Consider the following 21,013-nt stretch of genomic DNA (forward strand, 5'->3'; position numbering starts at 1 on the left):
GACTTAGCGGCCAAAGGACTACGTAGTTCTACGTAATACCAACGTCTAACCATCCTAATTTACTTAATTGTCACTGCGTGCTCGCACGAATACCCGTTATTCAGAATTCCATCCATAGTTACCTCGAATGTGAAACTTGGAGTCGCATACGCGGCTTCAACAAGGAACCTACTCAAGGAACTGAATAATGAGTCTAATCAAGAAATCAGTATCACGTGTCATGAAGAGCACGGCCATTGTAGCAGCGACTTGCCTAGCTTTTGTAGCAGGGTCAGCAAACGCTGATGACAAAGTCTATCGCCTAAAACTTGCTGAAACATGGGGGCCAAACTTCCCTATTTTCGGTGATGCCACAAAGAATATGGCAAAAATGGCTGAAGAGATGTCCAACGGTCGTCTTCAAATCCGTATCGACTCATCTAACAAACACAAAGCGCCATTTGGTGTGTTTGATATGGTGAAATCTGGTCAGTACGACATGGGTCACTCTGCGTCTTACTACTGGAAAGGTAAAGTGCCAAATACCCTCTACTTTACGACTATGCCTTTTGGTATGACGGCACCTGAACAGTACGCTTGGTTCTATCACGGCGGTGGTATGGAGCTAATGGAAAAAGTGTACTCGCCACACAACCTAATGTCTTTCCCTGGTGGTAACACTGACGTTCAGATGGGCGGTTGGTTCCAGAAAGAAATCAACAGTGTTGAAGACCTACAAGGTCTGAAAATGCGTATCCCTGGTTTCGCAGGTGAAATCCTAGCGGAAGTAGGCGCTAAGCCGACAAACATTGCCTCTGGTGAGCTCTACACGTCACTAGAGCGTCGTACGATTGATGCTCTAGAGTGGGTAGGTCCTTCTCTTGACCTTCGTATGGGCTTCCACAAAATCGCACCCTACTACTACACAGGTTGGCATGAGCCAGCGACAGAGCTTCAGTTCTTAGTGAACAAGCGCACTTGGAACAAGCTGCCTGACGATCTAAAAGCGATTCTTCAAATTGCTATGAAGACAGCCGCTTATGACATGTACATCCAATCAACGCACGAGAGTGGCAAAAACTGGGCAACGATCCAGACTGACTACCCAGACGTGAAAGTCAAAGACTTCCCGAAAGAGGTTATCGATGCCCTACGTGATGCGAACGACAAACTGCTAAAAGAGCATGCTGAGAAAGACGAGATGGCAAAAGAAATCCAAGCTTCTCAAGCGGCTTACCTAGAGCAAGTTCGTTCTTGGACAGACATTGCGTCGAAAGCTTACCTAAACAAGTTCGACAACTAGTCTCACTTCAAGTGGCGCATCTCCTGCGCCACTTTTTTCAAACCCTTAGTCATACGCCCCAAATCATAACTATTAACGAAACTTGGCGGATAGGCGGAAAGTTGTATGCGTAGTTTAATTTACATTGAAAGACTGTTTAACAAGGTAGCCGATGTTCTCGGTTGGTTGTCCAGTATTCTTTTCTTACTTTTATTAGTGAACGTGGTTTATGACGTAGTAATGCGCTACGTGTTTAACGACGTATCCATTGCCTTCCAAGAGATGGAGTGGCATTTGTTCTCGGCAGTATTCTTACTTGGTGTACCGTACGCGATAAAAGCGGGTGGGCATGTACGAGTGGACGTGTTCTACGAACGCTTATCGATGAAAGCTCAAGCCATTATTGACCTTCTAGGCACCTTTATATTTTTGTTCCCATTTTGCCTACTGGTGGCTTGGTTCGGTATCGATTTCGCAAAAGAGAGTTTTGAACTGGGCGAGACGTCAGGCGACCCAGGCGGTCTACCTTATCGCTGGGTAATCAAAGCGATGATTCCACTTTCATTCTTCTTCATGGCGATTGCCGGATGTGGTTTGGTTCTCCACTCGTTGAACAAACTGTTTAACCCACACCTCATGTACGCTAAATCTTCCGACTCAAAAGAATAAGGACATTTTCATGATCGGTATTGTGATGTTTTTTGTAGCCTTATTCGCGCTACTTCTCGGTTTTCCAGTTGCGTTCACCTTCGGTGGAATAGCACTCATCTTCGGTGTGTGGGCGGAAGGCATGGACATGTTCGCCTTTATGCCTTATCGCATTCAATCCATTATGGAGAATACGGTATTGATGGCCGTCCCACTGTTCGTGTTTATGGGGCTCGTTCTTCAGAAAACCCGTTTGGCAGAGCAGCTACTTGAGTCTATGGGGCGTCTGTTTGGTGGTGTGCGTGGTGGTATCGCAATTTCTACTGTTTTGGTAGGCGCACTGCTGGCTGCCTCGACGGGTGTTGTGGGTGCATCCGTAGTAGCAATGGGGCTTATCTCCTTGCCAGTTATGCTTAAGTATAACTACGACAAAGGACTCGCGTGCGGCACGATCTGCGCATCGGGCACCCTAGGTCAGATTATTCCACCTTCGATTGTCTTGATCCTACTGGGTGATGTATTGGGTGTGCCTGTTGGTGACCTGTTCCAAGCTGCCTTGTGGCCTGGCTTTGTGCTTGTTGGTGCTTACGTTCTCTACATTTTGATTTTTGCTAAGTTAAACCCAGAAAGCGCTCAACCAATTCCTCGTGATGAATCGATTTCTCGCTCGGAAGAAGTAAAGACCGCGCTTAAAGCGATTATTCCTCCGCTTGCTCTGATTGTTGTCGTACTCGGCTCTATTTTCGCTGGTATCGCTACACCAACAGAATCGGCAGCTCTTGGTGGCGCTGGCGCGATTGTATTGTCACTTGTTTATCGACAGTTTAGTTGGAGCATGCTTTACGATGCATCGAAAGAGACAGTAAAAGTAACCGCAATGGTCTTTGCTATCCTTCTAGGTGCGACAGCGTTCTCAATGGCATTTACCTATACTGGCGGTGATATGCTAGTGGAAGAGTGGATGCTAGAGTTGCCGGGTGAGAAGTGGGGCTTCTTGATCATTACTATGGTAGTGATCTTAATCCTTGGTTTCTTTATCGACTTCGTAGAAATCTGTTTCATTATCGTGCCGATGATTGCACCTGTTGCAGAGCTGATGGGCATCAATATGACCTGGTTTGCGATCTTGATTGCGATGAACCTGCAGACCTCCTTCTTGACGCCGCCATTTGGCTTTAGTCTATTCTATCTAAAAGGGGTCGCACCAAATGGGGTTACAACCAGAGACATCTATCGCGGCGTTATGCCATTCATTGCGATTCAGATAGTGGTGCTCGCCTCGATCCTCATGTTCCCAGAATTCTATGGAATGTGATCAGGTCTGCGTTAGCTCAGTCTAGAGATTCATTTCATTGCAACTCATTGGTAATGTTAATGAAAAAGAAAAGCTGCACTTTGTGCAGCTTTGTCTGTTGAGTGAGCGCTTACCAGAAATGCCAGGACGACCGTAGTAAAGGACTTCTATGCCGTTAAAAGCCAAGCTCATCCTGCTAACCTTGATCCCACTGATAATCGTGACCGCGAGTGTGAGTTGGATAACCCTTCATCAGGCAAAAGCATTGGGTGAGAATGAGATCAGTATCTTTCGTGAGAGCTTGATTCGAACCAAAGAGTCGGCGCTTAAGGACAGCGTTGAGCTTGCTTTCGATGCGATTGACCATGCCTATCATGACCCTACTTTGTCCGAAGAAGAAGCAAAGAACGAAGTCAGAGAGACGCTTAACCGTCTTCGATATGGCTCCGATGGTTACTTTTTTGCTTACGACAAACACGGCACCAATCTAGTACATCCGATTCTTCCTGAATTGGTCGGGCGCAATCTACTTAAACTCCAAGACCAAGATGGTGACTATCTGATTGAGGCCTTGTTGTTCCAAGCTCAAGCAGGAGGAGGCTTTCACCAGTATCTGTGGCAAAAACCGTCTACTGGTGAGACGGTGACGAAGCTCAGCTACGCCGCATGGCTGGATAAATGGGAGTGGATGATTGGCACCGGGCTTTATATTGAGGACGTGGCACAAGAAGTGGCGGTGCTGCGTGCAGCAATAGACAAGAACATCGAAACCACCATGTTTTCTATCGTCACTATTTTTGCTGTGACTGTTGCTGTCATTATTGTTTTGACGCTCGCTATCAACTGGCATGAACATAAACTAGCCGATAAGAACTTGAAAGAGCTCGCTCATAAAACGGTAATGTTTCAGGAGGATGAGCGTAAACACCTAGCGAGGGAACTCCACGATGGTGTGAACCAGTTGCTGGTATCGAGTAAGTGTCATCTGGAGTTGCTCGATACTCGAGATGTCGATGAGCGTTCGATGGGGCACCTTAAGCAGTCTCAATCATCGCTGTCGGAAGCTATCATGGAAGTGCGTCGTATTTCCCATCATTTAAGACCCAGTGCACTTGATGATATTGGTCTTGAAGCGGCGATTACTACCTTGCTTCAAGACTTTAGAACTTACTCTATGGCCAACACAGAGTTGGTGCTGGATACGAAGACACCAAAGCTTAAATCTGAAGTGGCGACTACACTTTACCGTGTAGTTCAGGAATCTCTGAATAATATTGAGAAACACGCGAATGCCACCAACGTAACGGTTTTCCTCAAACGCTTTGGGGATGTCTTGCAGCTTATTGTTACTGATGACGGAATAGGATTCGATGTTGGTAATGCCATGAATAGCCGTGGAATAGGGCTCAGAAACATGCGAGAGCGGGTAGAGTTTATCGGTGGTGAGTTTGAGCTTATTAGTGAATACGGAAAAGGAACAGAGATAACGGTGTTATTGAACTTGGAAGGAGCGGTGTGATGAGCGACCAAATCAGAGTTGTTATTGTCGATGATCATCAAGTTGTGCTCGAGGGGTTCATGGCTCGACTAGAGCGAGAGCCCGACATTCATGTCGTAGCAACAGCAAGTAATGGCTTAGAAGCGGTAGAAGTCGTAAAGCAAACGGTGCCAGACGTAGTATTGATGGACGTGAGCATGCCTATCATGAACGGTATCGAAGCCACCGAGCTGCTAAAGACAGAGTTGCCTTTTGTGCGCGTACTTATGCTTACCATGCACGATAATCGCGAGTACATTATGAAAGTCATGCAGGCTGGAGCGGTAGGCTATATGCTAAAAGAGATCTCCGCTGAGAAGATGGTGCAGGCAATAAAAACAGTCCACCAAGGTTCAACCTACTTCTGCGAGTCTGTTACACAGACCCTGTTCTCGCAAGAGATCACACCAACCGCGGCGAAGTCCAATCCACTAAGCAGAAGGGAAGAGAGTGTGCTTAAGCTCGTAGCTCAAGGTTGCAGCAGTAAAAAGATAGCGCAGCTACTGAACATCTCTTATCGAACAGTAGAAACGCACCGTCAGAACATCAAACACAAGTTGGATCTTCACTCTACCGCAGAGCTCGCGAAATACGCGTTAGAGAATGGTTTGTCTTAACCTTTAGTTTGTCCCTTTAATAAGGAGGGGCAAGATCTAATGGAATAGGGCGAAGTGACGATAGGAACTCGCCTTTGGTTTTCCCCCTAATATAGGGGGGAGCTAGAGGGGTAAAGTGCGATGCAATCACAACAAGTGCTCAGCCTACGGCAGCGCGCCCGCAATGTATTCCCATCGCATTTTTATCAAATAACCTACGCATCAATAGCAAACTTCTGTTATAAAGTGCGCCCAATATCAGTGAAAGTTTGGAACAAGTTTTGGAAAAACACGAAGAAGTCTTAGTAGCGTTACGTCAAATCATTCGAGCTATCGACCTACATTCTAAGAAACTAAAGAAAGAGTGTGGCCTGACGGGACCACAGTTAATCCTTATGAACACTATCCGAGACATGGGTGATGTGACAATTCGTGAACTCTCTAACTCGACAAACATCAGTCAAGCTACAGCAACGACCATCATAGATAGATTAGAAGCGCAAGAGTATGTGCAGCGAGTAAGAAGCCAGCAAGATAAAAGAAAAGTTCATGCGGTGCTGACAGCAAAAGGTGAAGAGGTGCTAAAGAGCTCGCCGCCGCCACTACAGGATAACTTTGTACAGAAGTTTCAAGCACTAGAAAGTTGGGAGCAAACGCTACTGCTCTCGTCTATTCAGCGCATCTCTCTAATGATGAATGCCGATGATATCGACGCTGCACCTGTACTACAGCTAGACAGCAATATATCGAAAAACTAGGCGTAGTTGGCTCAAAAATTACTGTTTGAACGTATCAAACTAACGCTACCTATTTTTGGCGCATACGAGTTCGTATGCGTTTTTTTATTTCTTCAAATTTGCATTTATAAAGCATACTCATTCGAACACTAATGATTTTTTAGGTGGCTAGGATTGTGTGAAAAATCGCCATAAAACTTACATACCGTGAAATTACACTTATAATTTGGTAAAGTACGCGCTGAAAAGTAGATTAATGCATGTTCTCAGCGATTGTTGTACGCCAATATCGCCGTAAATAGAACATTAAATGCTTTGAGTTAGAAGCAATTTAGTCATAGAGAGGATTAATGACAAAGGGTATTGATAAGTACAGTATTGATAGTACTGACTACACCATAGGACAGGATAATGTCCAAAAGTGGGGGTTTGATGTACATAACCCTGTATTCGGGATCAGCGCGGGTTTTATCGCGCTGCTCCTAGTAATGACCGTGATCGTTGATGCGGATACGGCGAAGTCTGCACTTGATGGCATCAAGTGGAGCATCATCAATAAGTTCGATTGGTTGTTTATGTGGTCAGGCAACATTTTTGTTGTTTTCTGCTTAGTTTTGATCGTGACACCGTTTGGTAAAATCCGACTCGGTGGTACCGATGCAGTTGCCGACTACTCGTTTATGTCATGGCTTGCCATGCTATTCGCTGCTGGTATGGGCATCGGCTTGATGTTCTGGAGTGTGGCTGAGCCAGTCGCTTACTTTACCGGTTGGTATGAGACACCGCTCGGCGTAGAAGCCAACACAGAGCAGGCAAAAGAGCTCGCGATGGGTGCTGTGATGTTCCACTGGGGTCTGCACCCGTGGGCTATCTATGGTGTTGTAGCGTTGTCTCTTGCATTCTTCGCCTATAACAAAGGATTACCCCTATCAATGCGCTCGATTTTCTATCCAATCTTAGGTGATAGAGCGTGGGGGTGGGCTGGCCACGTAGTGGATATTCTGGCGGTTCTAGCGACTTTATTTGGCCTTGCTACTTCTTTGGGCCTCGGGGCTCAGCAAGCGGCGAGTGGTATTCAGCATGTATTTGGCATTGAGGCGAGCATGACGATGCAAGTGATTGTTATCGCCGTTGTTACGCTTCTTGCTGTTGTTTCGGTTCTGCGTGGTATTGATGGTGGTGTAAAAGTCATCAGTAACATCAATATGATCGTGGCGTTCCTACTGCTCATCCTAGTTGCGATCATCGGTTATGCGGTGACATTTGCCGCTATTCCAGACACGTTATTTGCTTACCTGAAGAACATTATCCCATTGAGTAACCCGCATGGTCGTGAAGACGAAGCGTGGATGCACGGTTGGACGGTATTCTATTGGGCGTGGTGGATTTCTTGGTCACCATTCGTAGGTATGTTCATCGCGCGTGTGTCGAAAGGTCGTACGGTACGTGAGTTTATTACTGCGGTTCTGATTGTGCCGACTACCGTGACAATCATCTGGATGTCTGTATTCGGTGGTTTAGCTATCGACCAAGTTATCAACCAAGTTGGTACCTTGGGTGCGAATGGACTTCGTGATGTTCCGTTAGCGATGTTTGAAATGTTCGATGTACTGCCAATGGGTACGCTGCTTTCGATTATTGCGGTTATCTTGGTACTGGTGTTCTTTATCACTTCTTCAGATTCAGGTTCACTTGTTATCGACAGCATCACTGCTGGTGGCAAAGTGGATGCACCTGTTATTCAACGCGTCTTCTGGGCATTTATGGAAGGTGCGATTGCCGTTGCCTTGCTCTGGATTGGTGGTAATGAAGCGATAGCAGCACTGCAAGCGGGCGCAATTTCATCAGCGCTTCCGTTCACGGTAATCCTACTTATGATGTGTGTCAGCCTATTGATGGGTATGAAGACAGAAAAGTACTAAAAGCGCAGTTTGAAAAAGAGCGGTCATTGACCGCTCTTTTTTTTATCCTTTGAAGGTGTGGCTTGCTTTCTCCAGCGCATCGATGTCAGAGGCGCATATCAATGGCTTTAGCGCTTCAAACTTATCTGAGCTCCAAGAATAGATATTAAGCTTTAAAAGACGTTTAATGGTTGGATCGTCGAACCGATGCTTGATGAGTTTCGCTGGATTACCACCAACAACCCCGTATGCGGGCACATCTTTCGTCACCACACTGTTTGCGGCGACAATTGCGCCTTCTCCTAAAGTTACCCCTGGCATAATCATCGCTCTCATACCTATCCAGACGCCATCTTGAATATGCGTATCACCTTTAGATTGATAGGCTTCATCGATCACGTCCATAAAGGGATAGAGAGAGAACCAGTCTACGCGGTGCGTGTGATTGCCTCCCATTAGGATAACGGCTTCGGCACCAATACAGACATAGTCTCCAATGTAGAGCTGATCAACTGCCCAGCGCGGCTGACGGTCTTTTGTTACCTCGTCGCCGTGCAAGTAACGCACGACAGAGCTTTCAAAGCCATCATCATAGGCATCACTGTAGTAGCTGTGCGTACCTTTGATGTGGATATTCTTGTTTTTGACGGTTTGATGCAGTAGCTCAAAACGAGTCCAATGTTTGTTATTCACATTAATGTCTCCAATTTGCGTTTAATTTGAATGTTTAGGCAAACTGAACAGCTAGTGAATAAAAGGTCGTTTAAGATACGCGATGACGACGACCGGTAGAGCGAGTTGAATACAGCAGACTTGCATATCGGCGTCTCAAGAAAGTAGTAATTTCGCCGAGTATAATTGTGTCGGCTTAATAATCAACCAATCATATATGAAACCATTGATTTAGTCTTTGAAATGGTCAATATTGTGACGCGTTTTTATTCAACTAAGTCAATATATTGGCTCTCGATTTTGTGGTCGAATATGTATATTATTCAGCCGCCTTTCAAATATTCATAATTACACTGAATGGCGCTCCAATCCTATAAATAACAGAATAATAATTTATGAACTTATCATTACGACAAAAGCTAATTGCTGCGACCTTAAGCGCAGTTGTTCTTATGGCAGTCGCTTTAACTATACTCGCTGCCAACCAATTATCCTCTCAAACCAATGCTGCGATTAATGCACGTGCCCACAATGTTTCTTATGCTGCAGTGGAAGGCATTAAAAACTGGGTAGATATTCGAACTAAGATCGCCAGTGCCTTCAATGGTTTTGCCGGTGAGCAAGATAAAGTACCTTACCTTCAACAAGCCCGAATTGCTGGTGGTTTTGATGATATCTTCTTTGGCACACCAAGCGGTGAAATGCATCGCTCACACCCTGAGCGCAATCGTGCGGATTATGACCCTAGAACTCGTCCTTGGTACCAAGATGCAAAAGCAGCGAACAAGCAAATCATCACCGAAGCGTATCAAGACGCAATCACCAACGCGTTGTTGGTGACCATCGCTGAACCAGTAAGAACGAATGGTCGTCTGGCTGGTATCGTTGGTGCCGATGTGCTCATTGACCAGTTGGTTGATGATGTTATTAGTCTTAACGTTGGTAAGAATGCGAGCGCAATGCTTATTGACTTGACCAATGGCACATTCCTAGCACACCCGAACAAGTCATTGCTTCTTAAGCCTGTGACGGCATTGGGGCAAAACTTTAATACCCAAACCATTCAACAGAAAGTGGCTGATCGCTCCATTCTTGACGTTACACTCAGTGGCTCAGAAAAGCTGATGTTCTTTTCTCAGGTTCCGGGCACTAACTGGGTATTTGCGATTGAGTTGGACAAAGAAACCGAGCTAGCGGGTCATAAAACCGCACTGACACAGTTGATCATCACCTCTGTGATTGTCTTGGTGTTCGTCGCAATTATCGCATCGTGGCTAATGAGCTTCCTTGTCAACGAACTTGCCCGTGTGTCGAAAGCATTGAAAGAAATTGCTTCGGGTGAAGGTGACTTAACACAGCGCCTAGAGCCGCGCAGTAAAGATGAAGTAGGGCAGTTAGCTCGCAACTTTAACACCTTCGTGAGCTACATGCATGAAACCGTTATGCATTTGAAAGACGTGTCTGTTGCACTTTCGGATCAAGCCAAAGACACCGCAACCCATGCTCGCGTTAGAAGCCAGCGTATTCAAACCCAGCAAGATGAGATCAACATGGTCGCAACAGCGATCAACGAGATGGCTGCTGCGACTCAAGAGATTGCAAACAATGCCGATATGACGGCTTCAAATTCCTCCGAAGCGGTTGGTGCAAGTACGCATGGTGCGGGTCAAGTATCTCAAACTCAAAGCTCAATTCAGAATCTAGCAGCGGAAGTAGACGTGGCGACGTCTGTCATTCAAGAGCTTGAGATTCATGGCAATAGCATCAACACTATCCTATCAACCATCCAAGACATTGCCGAGCAGACAAACTTGCTAGCACTTAATGCAGCTATTGAAGCAGCTCGCGCGGGTGAACAAGGGCGAGGTTTTGCAGTCGTTGCTGATGAAGTTCGCGTATTGAGTCAGCGTACACATGCGTCGACACAAGAGATCCAAAGCACGATTGAGACCCTGCAGGCGACGACAGCGAAAGCAGTGGGTATTATGGGTGATAGTCGTGGTCTGGCGGAAACCAGTGTGGATGATGCGAACAGTGCAGCTGCAAGCCTGACACAAATCCATGCAGCCGTAGAGCAGATCAGTGATATGGCCGCACAAATCGCAACAGCGGCTGAAGAGCAAGCGTCTGTGACCTCTGAGATCACTCGCAATACGCAAGGCATTCGTGATGTATCGGACGAGTTAGCAGAAGAAGCGCAAGAAGCAGCGCAGCAAGCGGTAGAGCTGTCTGATTTGTCTCAGAAGCTTGAAAGTGAGATTGGTCGCTTTAAGATCTAGGGCGCATAATTTGACTACTTAATCGCGGTGCCTTCGTCGAATAATACCCCCTCTAACTCCCCCTAATTTAGGGGGAGAACCAGAAGCGAATTTTTCTATCGTCACATCGCTTGGAAGTACCCTTACAACCAATACTCTCCCAATACAGCTCCTTCACTCCCGTGATAAGCCATTTGTGCTTGTAGCAGTTCAGCGGTTGCCACGGCATCCATCAGTGCATGATGCGGCGGATAATCAGGTAGTCCGTAGCGTCGACGTGTTTGACCCAAGCGAACAGAGTCCGCGCGCTTTCCTTTTAGCTTGTTTAGCAGGCCTGCCGTCAGCTTATCTTGATAGTCTGACTCAATTTGCATGGTATCCACGACGGGAAACTCAATGCCTTCACCAAGCATCTTCTTCAGAGCACAGTTCAAAAATCCGCGCTCAATAGGACGGTAGTGGACAACAATCACTTTGCCTGCGAGTGCGTTGAGCACATCTTCAAGGATCTCGTTAAGAGTAGGGGCATCAATAAGATCGTTGTGCGTAATCCCGTGTATGACAACGGACTCTTCTTCCAGCTTGGCTTTTGGTCTAACAGTCCAATGGGCAGCTTGATTAAGTTTGATTCGAGAGAGAGTAAAAGGCACTAAGCCAATCGACAAAATGCCATCCTTCTCTGGATTCAATCCGGTTGTTTCAAAATCGAGCGCCACGAAAGGCACCTCACGCAGCGGTGTATCTGCATGTGGTAATCCTGCCGAATAGAAAGCTTGGAGCCTCGAGTCTTTTGAACGTTCACTCAGAACGTCAAACTTATTGTTCCATTGCACCGCTGGTACTTTGAGTAGTTTTTTTATCATAGGGCCTACTTAAAGTTGTTGCTTGCTTGATATCGGAACTTAAGGAAATTCTGACCATTACTCAGAATCTGGAAAGCGTCTTTCAAATTCCGTCTTTCAAAGTCTGATAGATTCTCCGGCTCGACATTGTTGTCTGGTTCGATGCCTAACTCTACGTCTTGAGCTTGGTGAGCGATGCGCACCATGGAAATAAACTCGAGTGCGTCTTTCAGATCTCGCGCACGTCCTTTGGGAAGGATACCCGCCTCGTGAATGTCATCAAGACGTTCAAACGAGTTGGTTGACCGAGAGCCAACCGCAAGTGCATGCACACGAATAAGGTCAACAAGAGGCGCAGTACCGCGGCGTTTTAGGTTGATGGAGTTATTGTGTTGGCCATCTTTTTCCATTACGAAGTCTTTAAAGAATCCGAGTGGTGGTTTGCGGTTTAGTGCATTGCGAGCTAAGCAGGCCAAGAAACGGTTATTGCGTCTTGCTCGTCTGACGATAAAGCTATTGAGCTGCTCTGCCCATTTTAGTTTTCCGTAGACGCCATCGAGGTCGAAGAATATCGAGGCATTGAGCAGCGCTTTAGGATTTGGATCGTCTATCCAATCGGCAAAGCATGCTTCCCACTCTTTACGGGTCATTCGCCATTCAGGGTTCGTTGCCATGATGTCGCCAGTACAGTAGGTGTATCCGCAATCGGCGAGTCCATCGCAAATGAACTTAGAAAAAGCCTCGAAGTATTTACCGTGTTTCTCTTTATCGAAGCTGTCATCAAGGATGATCGCGTTATCTTGGTCTGTAACCACGAGCTGCTCGTCTCGTCCCATCGAACCTAGCGCTAAGAAACAATAAGGGATAGGTGCCTGCCCTAACTCTTCTTCTGCTAACTCGATGATACGTTGCTTGAAACTTCTGCCAATCACCGACATGGCTGTGCCCACCATATGGGCATTAGCGTCTTCATTGACCAAACGAACAAAGCTATCTCGAATTTGGTCAGACAGCGCTTTCAGTTCTTCAACAGACTGCTGCTGGAAGATACTACTTACGAGTAAGAGAGAGTTTTGAGACTCATAGCGAACGATATCGGTCGTCTCAATAATCCCAAGAGGTTTCTTGTTCTTAAGTACTGGAAGATGATGCACATTGTAACGGAGCATGGTGAGCATCGCTTCGTACACATACGCATTGTGGTCAAGAGAGATGACGTCCGTGGACATAACCGTAGAGACTTCATCTTGTGGGTCCAAGCTTTCTGCTAGCACGCGCGTACATAGGTCACGGTCAGTAATAATACCGACAACTGGGGACGTATCTTCCTCGTCGTTCTCTACGATTTCGGGATCGATAATAAGCAGCGACGACACCTGCTCATCTGCCATGAGGCGAGCGGCGCTCTGAATAGTACTGCTGCGTTCAATAGTCGGTGCATCGCGAGTCAGCAGTGTTCGAACTTTGGAGGTGGTTAGGTCGTTGGTGTTTTCATTGTTCGATACAGTTTGTCTCAATCGAACGGTATCTTCGACTTCAACAAAGTCCGCGAATGAGTCGAAGCCATCATAAAGCTCCTGAAACACTTCCTCAGGGATGCAGTACACTAAGGTGTCTTCAACCGCTTTGGCGGGGAAGCGCACCTTGTTATTGGTTAGAAGACCCATTTGACCGAATAAATCGCCTTCATCAATTCGGTTATAGAGCTCGCCTTTGCGTCGATAAATCTCGACAACACCACTGCGAACCATGTAAAGGTCTTGAATGTCATCGCCAAAATGAATGATGGGGGTGTCTTCGCGATAGTAACCAATCTCTATTTGTTGTGAGACGTGTATCAGCGTTTCTTCAGGGAGTTCATCGAAAGGGGGATGGGAGGCCAGAAAGTTCTGGATTTCAATCAGTTCAGCGTCCATGACGAGCCTTATCAAATGGAGTATCTGTTAATACTACACGCTGAAACCAAAAAGGTCAGCTTGCGCTGACCTTTGAGTTAATATTTTGATATTTGGAGATTAAAGTATCGCAGCGATACCTTTACATAGTGGTCCCATGTTCGACTTAGTCATACCTGCAACGCTGATGCGACCTGAACCTACGATGTAAATACCAAACTCTTCTTTCAGGCGATTTACTTGCTCTTTGCTCAAGCCAGAGAAAGAGAACATGCCGTTTTGGCGCTCGATGAAGCTAAAGTCTGCGTCTACGCCTTCTGCTTTCAGTGTTGCCACGAATAGCTCACGCATTTCTTGAATACGATCGCGCATTTCAGCGACTTCTTGTTCCCATTCTGCGCGCAGTGCTGCATCGTTTAGAATATAGGTAACAACCGCAGAGCCGTGCGCTGGCGGGTTTGAGTAGATAGAGCGGATGATGCTCTTCACTTGAGAGAAAGCCGTCGTAGCGATCTCTTCTGTCTCAGCAACGAGTGTAAACGCACCCACACGCTCATTGTACAAACCAAAGTTTTTAGAGAATGAGCTCGCTACAAGGATCTCTTTGTTGTACTTAGCGAAAGTACGCAGACCTTGAGCGTCTTCTTCAACACCCTTTGCAAAACCTTGGTAAGCGAAGTCGAATAATGGAACTAGACCTTTGTCAGCCACAAGTTTAGCAAGTTGTTCCCACTCGTCTGCAGTTGGGTCGATACCTGTTGGGTTATGGCAGCAGCCGTGAAGCAATACGATATCACCAGCAGACGCTTGCTCAAGGTCTGCAACCATGCCAGCAAAGTCTTTGTCTTTAGTTTGTGCATCGTAGTAACGGTATTGTGCCGTTTCGATGCCAGCAGCGCTAAATACGCCGTTGTGGTTTGCCCATGTTGGGTTGCTGATCCAGATTTTCACTTCACCAAGTTGGCGTTTGATAAACTCACCCGCTACGCGAAGTGCGCCAGTACCACCTGGCGCTTGAGCTGTTTTTGCGCGCTTTTCAGCTACGATTTCAGCATCTGCACCAAATAGTAGTTTTTGAACAGCTAGGCCATACTCAGCCGTCCCTTCAATCGTCAGATAAGACTTGGTTTTTTCCGTTTCTAGAAGTGCTGCTTCTGCTTTTTTTACGGTAGCCAGAACAGGAGTCTCACCTTGTTCATTTTTATAGATACCTACACCTAGGTTGATCTTCTCAGCGCGAGCGTCTTTTTTAAACTCTTCTGTAAGACCGAGGATAGGGTCAGCGGGTGCTGCAACAACTTTTTCAAACATATTCTTCATCCATGTTAATTGAAGGGGGCGAAAAACCATTCGTAACGAATCAGTTACTAGGTGACAACAGCCTATTTATACCTCTCGAGGCTATCAGTGACAACCAGATTAAAGAAGAAAACTAAAAATTATCTTGATTTGAAACAGAAAAGGGCAGTAATTCAGTATTTATGTATGGAAAGGGCACACGTTTATGAGCTTTCGTAGTAGATAAAGTGAAAAAGTGTATGGATAGCGAAATGGAAATTAATATCACGATGGTTTCACATGAGATCTGCCACACTCTATGTTGCAAAACGAAACGGAATCGTCATGAATCTATTAGTTCCGTCACGTCTTAAGGTAATTCAAGCTCGAATTAGATGTGCTAGATCACATCTTGTTATATATGCCGAAGTGGCATATAAATATATTTGCTAATGTTGATATTGTAATACAAAAATAACTCAGCTAGATCCTTGGACTATTTAGTGGTTAGTGTTGTACAGGATGGAAACTGGGTCCCTCAACTTGTTACATAATGGAATATTATTCAGGAGATGACATGAGACCGAAGACTTTCCGTTTTTTGACGTTAGCAACTGTAATTACTGGATTTTTAGGTGTTTCTGCCAGCGCTGCTACTTTCGTAATGGAGAAAAATGGTACTGACTTTTCAATAGACGGTAACGGTGGTGCCCAGGAGGGGCAGCAACTCTACTTATGGGGAACTAACACGACTAATACGAATCAGCAGTGGGTTCAAATTAATCATGGTGACGGTTATTATTCATACAAAAAGAAAGATACTAACTTATGTTGGGATGGCGGGGACGGTGGTGCGCAGCGACAAGCAGTGACTTTGCAAACCTGTAATGCGAGCGATTACAACCAACACTGGCAAAAGATCAAAGTTGTCAGCGGTACAGAGATATATCGATTTCAAAAGCGGAATGCAACGGGCTATTCCATTGATGGAAATGGCGGTGCTGCAGAAGGGCAACTTCTTTATCTCTGGGATTCCAGTGATAGCAACGTCAATCAACAGTGGGTGTTGAACAACATAGATAGCACGTCAGGCAATAAGCTCGCAATTGACACTGCTTTTGATGACGGGACAGGTCATGGTAGTTATCCAGCAACCAACGCAATTGATGGCAGCACAGCGTGGAGTTCTCGTTGGGCTGCGTTAGGTTCACCTGTGAATCTGACTATTCAACTCCAAGAAACCAGTGATGTATCTGAAGTAGGTATTGCTTGGGGGCAAGGGGACTCAAGAGCATATACATTTGAAATCTATGCCCGCCCAGGTACAAGTGGCACTTGGACTAAGGTGTTTGATGATGTTAGTAGCGGTAGCGTAGATGGATTCGAAGTCTTTGATATCACTGATATCTCAGCACAGCAGATACGTATCAAAACATTTAGTAACACGGCTGGTACTGAATGGACAAATATCAACGAAGTTGAGATTTATGGTGGTACCGGCTCTGGAGGTGGTGAGCCTGTAGGTAACGCCGAGTATCCATCTGATTTGATGAGTAACTACAATCAATGGAAGATTACCTATCCTGATGGTACAGAAGACAAGACGTTGTATCAGGAGAGTAATGAGTATTTCTACGTCAATGATGATCGTAACGGCATAGTGTTTAGAGCGCCGGTTCGTTCGAATAACGGTACGACGCCTAACTCAAGCTATATCCGATCAGAGCTTCGAGAACGAGAGGCAGATGGTAGTTCCGATATCTATTGGACAACGACAGGTAAGCATGTAGTTTACGCTAAGCAAGCCATTACTCACCTTCCGATAGTCAAAGATCATCTAGTTGCGACTCAGATCCACGGAAATAAAGAAGCTGGTATTGATGATTCTTTGGTACTTCGTCTAGAGGGCTCTCATCTATTCTTATCGTTCAATGGCGGCGTGTTACGTGATGACTTGACCATTAAAACGAACTACTCGCTAGGAACGATTCATGAAGTGATGTTCGAGGTTATCGATGGTAAGCACTACGTTTATTACAGTGAAGACGGCAACCTTGGAAGCGCTTATGCGTCGGGTAATGCAAGTCAGTACTTAGTGAAAGATGGCAGTAGCACTGTGTTGATGGATCTCGACTACGGCGAAGCTTACTTTAAGGTTGGTAACTATACCCAAAGTAATCCTGAGAAAGAAGGGTCGTATACCGATGACCCTGACAACTATGGTGAAGTAGTTGTGTATGATTTCTGGGTATCACATCAGTAAAATGTTAAAGGCCTAACTTAAGTAGTTAGGCCTTTCACTTAACTATCTAATCCACCTGAACCTTCAAACCCTTTGAAGTGAATCTCTGATTCGGAGGATTGCGCAGCGATTTCGCTGTTCTTTTCATTTGCTGGCATAAGTCTTACCGAATTTAAGCGACAAAGCTGCGCTAGGTTGGCTGGCGCATCGTCAATTACAAGCGTATCAATATCTATGATTTTGCTACAAAAAACCGAGGCGTGACGTTCTAGTTTCGTTTGGTCAGCAACAATAACTCGCTGTTTAGAATTGCTCAGGATTAAGCGGGTAAGCTCGGCCTCTTCATAGTGAAACTCCAACAAATCTCCACGGTCATTGATGGACCCTATTCCACAAAAAGCGATATCCGCGCGAAAGCTGTTCAAGAAGTTGGCAGTGCTATACCCGGTAACATCGCGCTGTCTATTCCGTACTAGCCCGCCAGCAAGCCAAACTTCGGCATTACTGTTCTCTAATGCAGTCGCAACATCGAGATTATTGGTTATCGCTTTGAAGCGGAGCGCTGGTTCTATCTTGCTGGCAACGAGTGCGATCGTTGAGCCATAACCGAAGAAAACAGTTTGCCCTTGCGTAACCAACTTAGCCGCAACTCTAGCCGCCGCTAACTTTCCACTTGAGTTGCTTTGCGCGCGTTGATTGAAATGGCAATTGTCAGCAGTAGCGGGCAATGTAACTCCCCCGTGAATTCGTCTAGCTTTTCCTTCGACACACAGCGCATTAATGTCCCGGCAAACGGTTTGAGGAGTGACGTTAAATAGCTCGGAGATATCACACGTTTTGAGTGTCCCTTTTGTTTGCAATAGTTGAAGAATTCTCTGCTTCCTTTTCATGTCAAAATCTCGGAATAAGTTCAAATGAAACTCAAGTGAATATAAAGCTCAAATATGAAACGGGTGTAACCGGTCTTGTTAGACAAGCGAACTATGTTGTAAATGATTGTAAAATAGACAATGTTCGAATGAACAAAAACACGTTTTATCTCATTTAAGGTTCATGCTACTGAAAGCTTGCATTCATCTCTGGTCAATAGCATTTCTCCATCTAATACAGGAGGCAGCTAATGAACAGCTATAGATTGGTATTTGGCTTAGTGGCAACAGTGTCACTAGCAGGATGCGGTGATGACAATGACAATACGATCATTCCCGAGGAAGGCGTTAACGTCATCTTAGAGGAAAACTTTACTAACGTTGAAAACGGTCAGCTACCAGAGGGATGGGACCTTGTCACTAACCTTGGTGAAGCCTATGTAAAGGACGGGTATCTCTACGTCGATGGTACGGTTGATAACTACACAGCGACGGCCGTTGAACTGCCGCAAGAGCTGTCTGGATATGGTAACTACAAAGTTACTGTGAATTTTACCATTCCTGAGGCGAACAACAGCTCGCGTTGGGCTGGCTTCAAGTACCGTATCCTTGGCTCAGACCCTTATTATCAGATGGCGATACGCCAAGCTGCAACGAGCAATAACGGCACTGAACTTGCCGCCCGCTATCAAAATGAATGGACGATTCTTGATACTAGCGCGTTTAATCAAGATATCGATCCTGAGCAAATCTATACGGTTGAGATCATTACTCATGGTGACCGTGTTCAACAGAAACTCAATGGTCAACTACTTCATGACAATGCAATCTTACCAGTAATGGGAAATATTGGTTTTCAGGCGGCGGGCTCAGTACTGAAAATCCAAGATGTCAAAATTACCGAACAAACAGAAACACTGCCTAAACTTGAGCAAATCTATTCGGTTGATGAGCCAGAAACTGAGATTGCGATGGCACCAAGTGTTATCGGTACTGACTTTAGCTCACTTGATAGCTTAAATTATTTCAACGGGTCGAATGCATACTTGAAACTTGATAGCTCTCTGGGGGTGTACTCTCAAGATGGTGAGTACTTGTCATCGCTCGAGCAGCTGTTGGCTGCTGAGCTCAGTATTATCCCAGTGCTTGAACTCGCTAATGATGTGGCTCTAGATAAGCTGACAGCGGTTCTTGAGAGCTATAAGGCCGTCGACCTTACTTTTGTTTCCACTGAGCATACACAGCTCACCGAACTAAGAGATAGAAACGGTAACATTCGTTCAGCGATGAAAGTGCTAGCAGAAGACGTTGGCTCCGACATCAGTGCATGGCATGGCCTTGTTTCTAGAGTCACAGCATCTAAATCTCGAATAGTGGTCTTGCCGCAATCAGAAGTGACTGCAGAGCTAATGGACTATCTGCAGCGTCGCTTGCTTACGGTGTGGGTTGAACATGACGGAGTAAGCTCTATGGCGAGCCTGTTGACAACGGGAGCTCATGGCCTAGTGACGGCACACACTGATGTGCTTGCCGAATTGATGGGTAAGTTTCCTTCAAACTCATTGATTCGCAAACCTCTTATTATAGGTCATCGCGGCGTCCCTTCATTGGTGCCTGAAAATACTTTAGAAGGTGCAATCAAAGCGCTTGAATTGGGTGTTGACGGTAATGAGTATGACGTTTATCTCTCTGCGGACAACCATGTCGTCGTCATGCATGACACAACGGTTGACAGAACGACGGATGGAACAGGTAAAGTCGAGGAGATGACACTAGAAGAGTTACGGGCACTCAGTATATTAGATCTTGATGGTGCAACGCCAACTGCGATGAAAGTACCCACTTTGGCTGAGTTCTTCGAGGAGTTTAAAGGCGAAGAGATGACGCATTTCCTTGAGATCAAGAGTTCAAATCCGCTAATAGTAGATGAGATTGCAAAGCTTACCGAGGAATATGATGTAGCAGATCAACTCATCGTGATTACTTTCAACGAACAGCAGACGCAAAGAATGGCTGAGATCATGCCGACAATTCCTGTTGGATTACTGACTTCACACAGTGAAGGCAGAGATTCAGAAGCGACGCTACTTCAAATGCTTAAGAAGGTTCAGCCGTTATCAACCACGTATAATCCGTCCTACGCTAATTTATCTGCGGAGACTATCGGCATTGCTAAGCATCGTGGCATGACTCTCTGGCCTTGGACGTATCGCAATAAGGAAGATCAGAATAAGCACTATGCGATGGGTATCCATGGACTGACTACCGATTATGCTCAGTGGTCCAGTGAAAAGATGGTGTCTGTATCGGTGCCTACTTCGGATATAAATGTAGATGTTGAGCAATCGCTAGCTCTCGATGTTCTGCTTAGAGACCAGAAAGGTGGTGAGCAAGCGGCTATTGCTGTTAACTTCCTCGTGACTTCAAGCAGTGTGGATTACGAACAAAATGAAGATGGGGAGTTAGTCTTCCTTAACTCAGGGCAAGCAGAGGTGCTGGCAATGTACCAACATCATTTGGATACGGGTGAGTCTTACTTCATCTACTCAACGCCTGTTACAGTCACTGTAAACTAAACAAAAAACCGCATTCAACAATACATGTTGGATGCGGTTTTTCTGTTCAAGTAAAGCTCATTTATCAAATCCTTTTAGCTCGTGCTCTGACTCAACGGCTTGTGTTTCGATGTCAGGGTTTTGGTCAAATTTGCTCTTTGCCCAGTCGTTAAGGTGTTTCAAAATCGCACTGGCGGCGTGCTCTTTAGTGATTTCTTCACTGCTGCCAACACTAATCGCTTGCTTAACGCGTTGGCCGGTTTCATCTTCTGCAACGTGCAGCCAGTCTGGGTGCCAATAATAGGGTTGACCGCTTTTTGTTTCCCATTTGTGAACACCGTTGGACTCACCATGGTAGTCGATATCACTGTTTGAAAATTTAGCCATCTTACTGTCCTCAACTCAGGGGAGATTACTTAAATGTAGCT

At 45.7% G+C, this 21,013-nt stretch carries 15 protein-coding genes and 3 pseudogenes; 11 read left to right on the forward strand and 7 right to left on the reverse strand.

Annotated features, from left to right (window positions below; genetic code table 11):
* Nucleotides 1-187: 187 nt before the first annotated feature.
* From J4N45_RS06385 to J4N45_RS06415, 7 genes are all read left to right on the forward strand, one after another.
* Nucleotides 188-1,282 carry a TRAP transporter substrate-binding protein gene (locus J4N45_RS06385; RefSeq protein WP_234494010.1) on the forward strand — a complete coding sequence of 365 codons (1,095 nt, stop codon included), beginning with the start codon at nt 188-190 and terminating at the stop codon, nt 1,280-1,282.
* A 105-nt stretch (nt 1,283-1,387) separates the two neighbouring features.
* Nucleotides 1,388-1,930 carry a TRAP transporter small permease subunit gene (locus J4N45_RS06390; RefSeq protein ID WP_042477437.1) on the forward strand — a complete coding sequence of 181 codons (543 nt, stop codon included), beginning with the start codon at nt 1,388-1,390 and terminating at the stop codon, nt 1,928-1,930.
* Between the two features lie 10 nt (nt 1,931-1,940).
* Nucleotides 1,941-3,224, forward strand: a complete 1,284-nt coding sequence (locus J4N45_RS06395; RefSeq protein ID WP_252014168.1) for a TRAP transporter large permease — start codon at nt 1,941-1,943, stop codon at nt 3,222-3,224.
* Between the two features lie 148 nt (nt 3,225-3,372).
* Nucleotides 3,373-4,722: a cache domain-containing protein gene (locus J4N45_RS06400; RefSeq protein WP_252014169.1), complete on the forward strand. Its 1,350-nt coding sequence runs from the start codon at nt 3,373-3,375 to the stop codon at nt 4,720-4,722.
* The gene (locus tag J4N45_RS06405) at nt 4,722-5,357 is read left to right on the forward strand and encodes a response regulator transcription factor (RefSeq protein ID WP_128650185.1); all 636 of its coding nucleotides are present in this window, start codon (nt 4,722-4,724) and stop codon (nt 5,355-5,357) included. The genes J4N45_RS06400 and J4N45_RS06405 overlap by 1 nt, the downstream gene beginning before the upstream one ends.
* A 260-nt stretch (nt 5,358-5,617) precedes the next feature.
* On the forward strand, nt 5,618-6,094 hold the full coding sequence (locus J4N45_RS06410) for a MarR family winged helix-turn-helix transcriptional regulator (protein ID WP_042477435.1): 477 nt from the start codon (nt 5,618-5,620) through the stop codon (nt 6,092-6,094).
* Nucleotides 6,095-6,423: 329 nt separating this feature from the next.
* Entirely contained in the window at nt 6,424-7,995 is a 1,572-nt protein-coding gene (locus J4N45_RS06415) for a BCCT family transporter (protein WP_252014170.1), read from the forward strand.
* Nucleotides 7,996-8,037: 42 nt separating this feature from the next.
* Here the strand turns inward: J4N45_RS06415 and J4N45_RS06420 are convergent, their stop codons facing one another.
* Nucleotides 8,038-8,667, reverse strand: coding sequence for a CatB-related O-acetyltransferase (locus J4N45_RS06420; protein WP_252014171.1), 630 nt, complete (start codon nt 8,665-8,667; stop codon nt 8,038-8,040).
* Between the two features lie 431 nt (nt 8,668-9,098).
* Between J4N45_RS06420 and J4N45_RS27330 the strand changes: the two are divergent.
* Together J4N45_RS27330 and J4N45_RS27335 are read left to right on the forward strand one after the other, a co-directional pair.
* Nucleotides 9,099-9,770, forward strand: a pseudogene (locus tag J4N45_RS27330) (PDC sensor domain-containing protein); the annotation flags it as partial.
* A pseudogene (locus J4N45_RS27335) lies at nt 9,756-10,925 on the forward strand (methyl-accepting chemotaxis protein); the annotation flags it as partial. The pseudogenes J4N45_RS27330 and J4N45_RS27335, both read left to right, overlap by 15 nt.
* Before the next feature lie 122 nt (nt 10,926-11,047).
* Here J4N45_RS27335 and J4N45_RS06430 read toward each other — a convergent pair.
* The 3 genes from J4N45_RS06430 to J4N45_RS06440 form a co-directional block, all read right to left on the reverse strand.
* Nucleotides 11,048-11,764, reverse strand: coding sequence for a 3'-5' exonuclease (locus J4N45_RS06430; RefSeq protein WP_234496097.1), 717 nt, complete (start codon nt 11,762-11,764; stop codon nt 11,048-11,050).
* A gap of 8 nt (nt 11,765-11,772) precedes the next feature.
* On the reverse strand, nt 11,773-13,662 hold the full coding sequence (locus J4N45_RS06435) for a putative nucleotidyltransferase substrate binding domain-containing protein (protein ID WP_252014172.1): 1,890 nt from the start codon (nt 13,660-13,662) through the stop codon (nt 11,773-11,775).
* Between the two features lie 99 nt (nt 13,663-13,761).
* On the reverse strand, nt 13,762-14,952 hold the full coding sequence (locus J4N45_RS06440) for an amino acid aminotransferase (RefSeq protein ID WP_252014173.1): 1,191 nt from the start codon (nt 14,950-14,952) through the stop codon (nt 13,762-13,764).
* 544 nt (nt 14,953-15,496) lie between these two features.
* On the opposite strand from J4N45_RS06440, the gene J4N45_RS06450 reads away from it, so the two are divergent.
* Complete coding sequence (locus J4N45_RS06450; protein ID WP_286036900.1) at nt 15,497-17,182, forward strand: polysaccharide lyase family 7 protein; 1,686 nt, start codon at nt 15,497-15,499, stop codon at nt 17,180-17,182.
* Between the two features lie 38 nt (nt 17,183-17,220).
* On the opposite strand, the gene J4N45_RS06455 is transcribed toward J4N45_RS06450, so the two are convergent.
* Together J4N45_RS06455 and J4N45_RS27250 are read right to left on the reverse strand one after the other, a co-directional pair.
* The gene (locus J4N45_RS06455) at nt 17,221-17,889 is read right to left on the reverse strand and encodes a DeoR/GlpR family DNA-binding transcription regulator (protein WP_252014174.1); all 669 of its coding nucleotides are present in this window, start codon (nt 17,887-17,889) and stop codon (nt 17,221-17,223) included.
* 6 nt (nt 17,890-17,895) lie between these two features.
* Nucleotides 17,896-18,051 (reverse strand): annotated as a pseudogene (locus J4N45_RS27250) (DeoR family transcriptional regulator); the annotation flags it as partial.
* Between the two features lie 230 nt (nt 18,052-18,281).
* Here J4N45_RS27250 and J4N45_RS06460 point away from each other — a divergent pair.
* Nucleotides 18,282-20,606, forward strand: a complete 2,325-nt coding sequence (locus J4N45_RS06460; RefSeq protein WP_252014175.1) for a glycerophosphodiester phosphodiesterase family protein — start codon at nt 18,282-18,284, stop codon at nt 20,604-20,606.
* 57 nt (nt 20,607-20,663) lie between these two features.
* On the opposite strand, the gene J4N45_RS06465 is transcribed toward J4N45_RS06460, so the two are convergent.
* Nucleotides 20,664-20,972, reverse strand: a complete 309-nt coding sequence (locus tag J4N45_RS06465; protein WP_128649628.1) for a hypothetical protein — start codon at nt 20,970-20,972, stop codon at nt 20,664-20,666.
* Nucleotides 20,973-21,013: the final 41 nt, after the last annotated feature.

The organism is Vibrio sp. SCSIO 43140, from assembly GCF_023716585.1.
GTDB classification, from domain to species: domain Bacteria; phylum Pseudomonadota; class Gammaproteobacteria; order Enterobacterales; family Vibrionaceae; genus Vibrio; species Vibrio maritimus_B.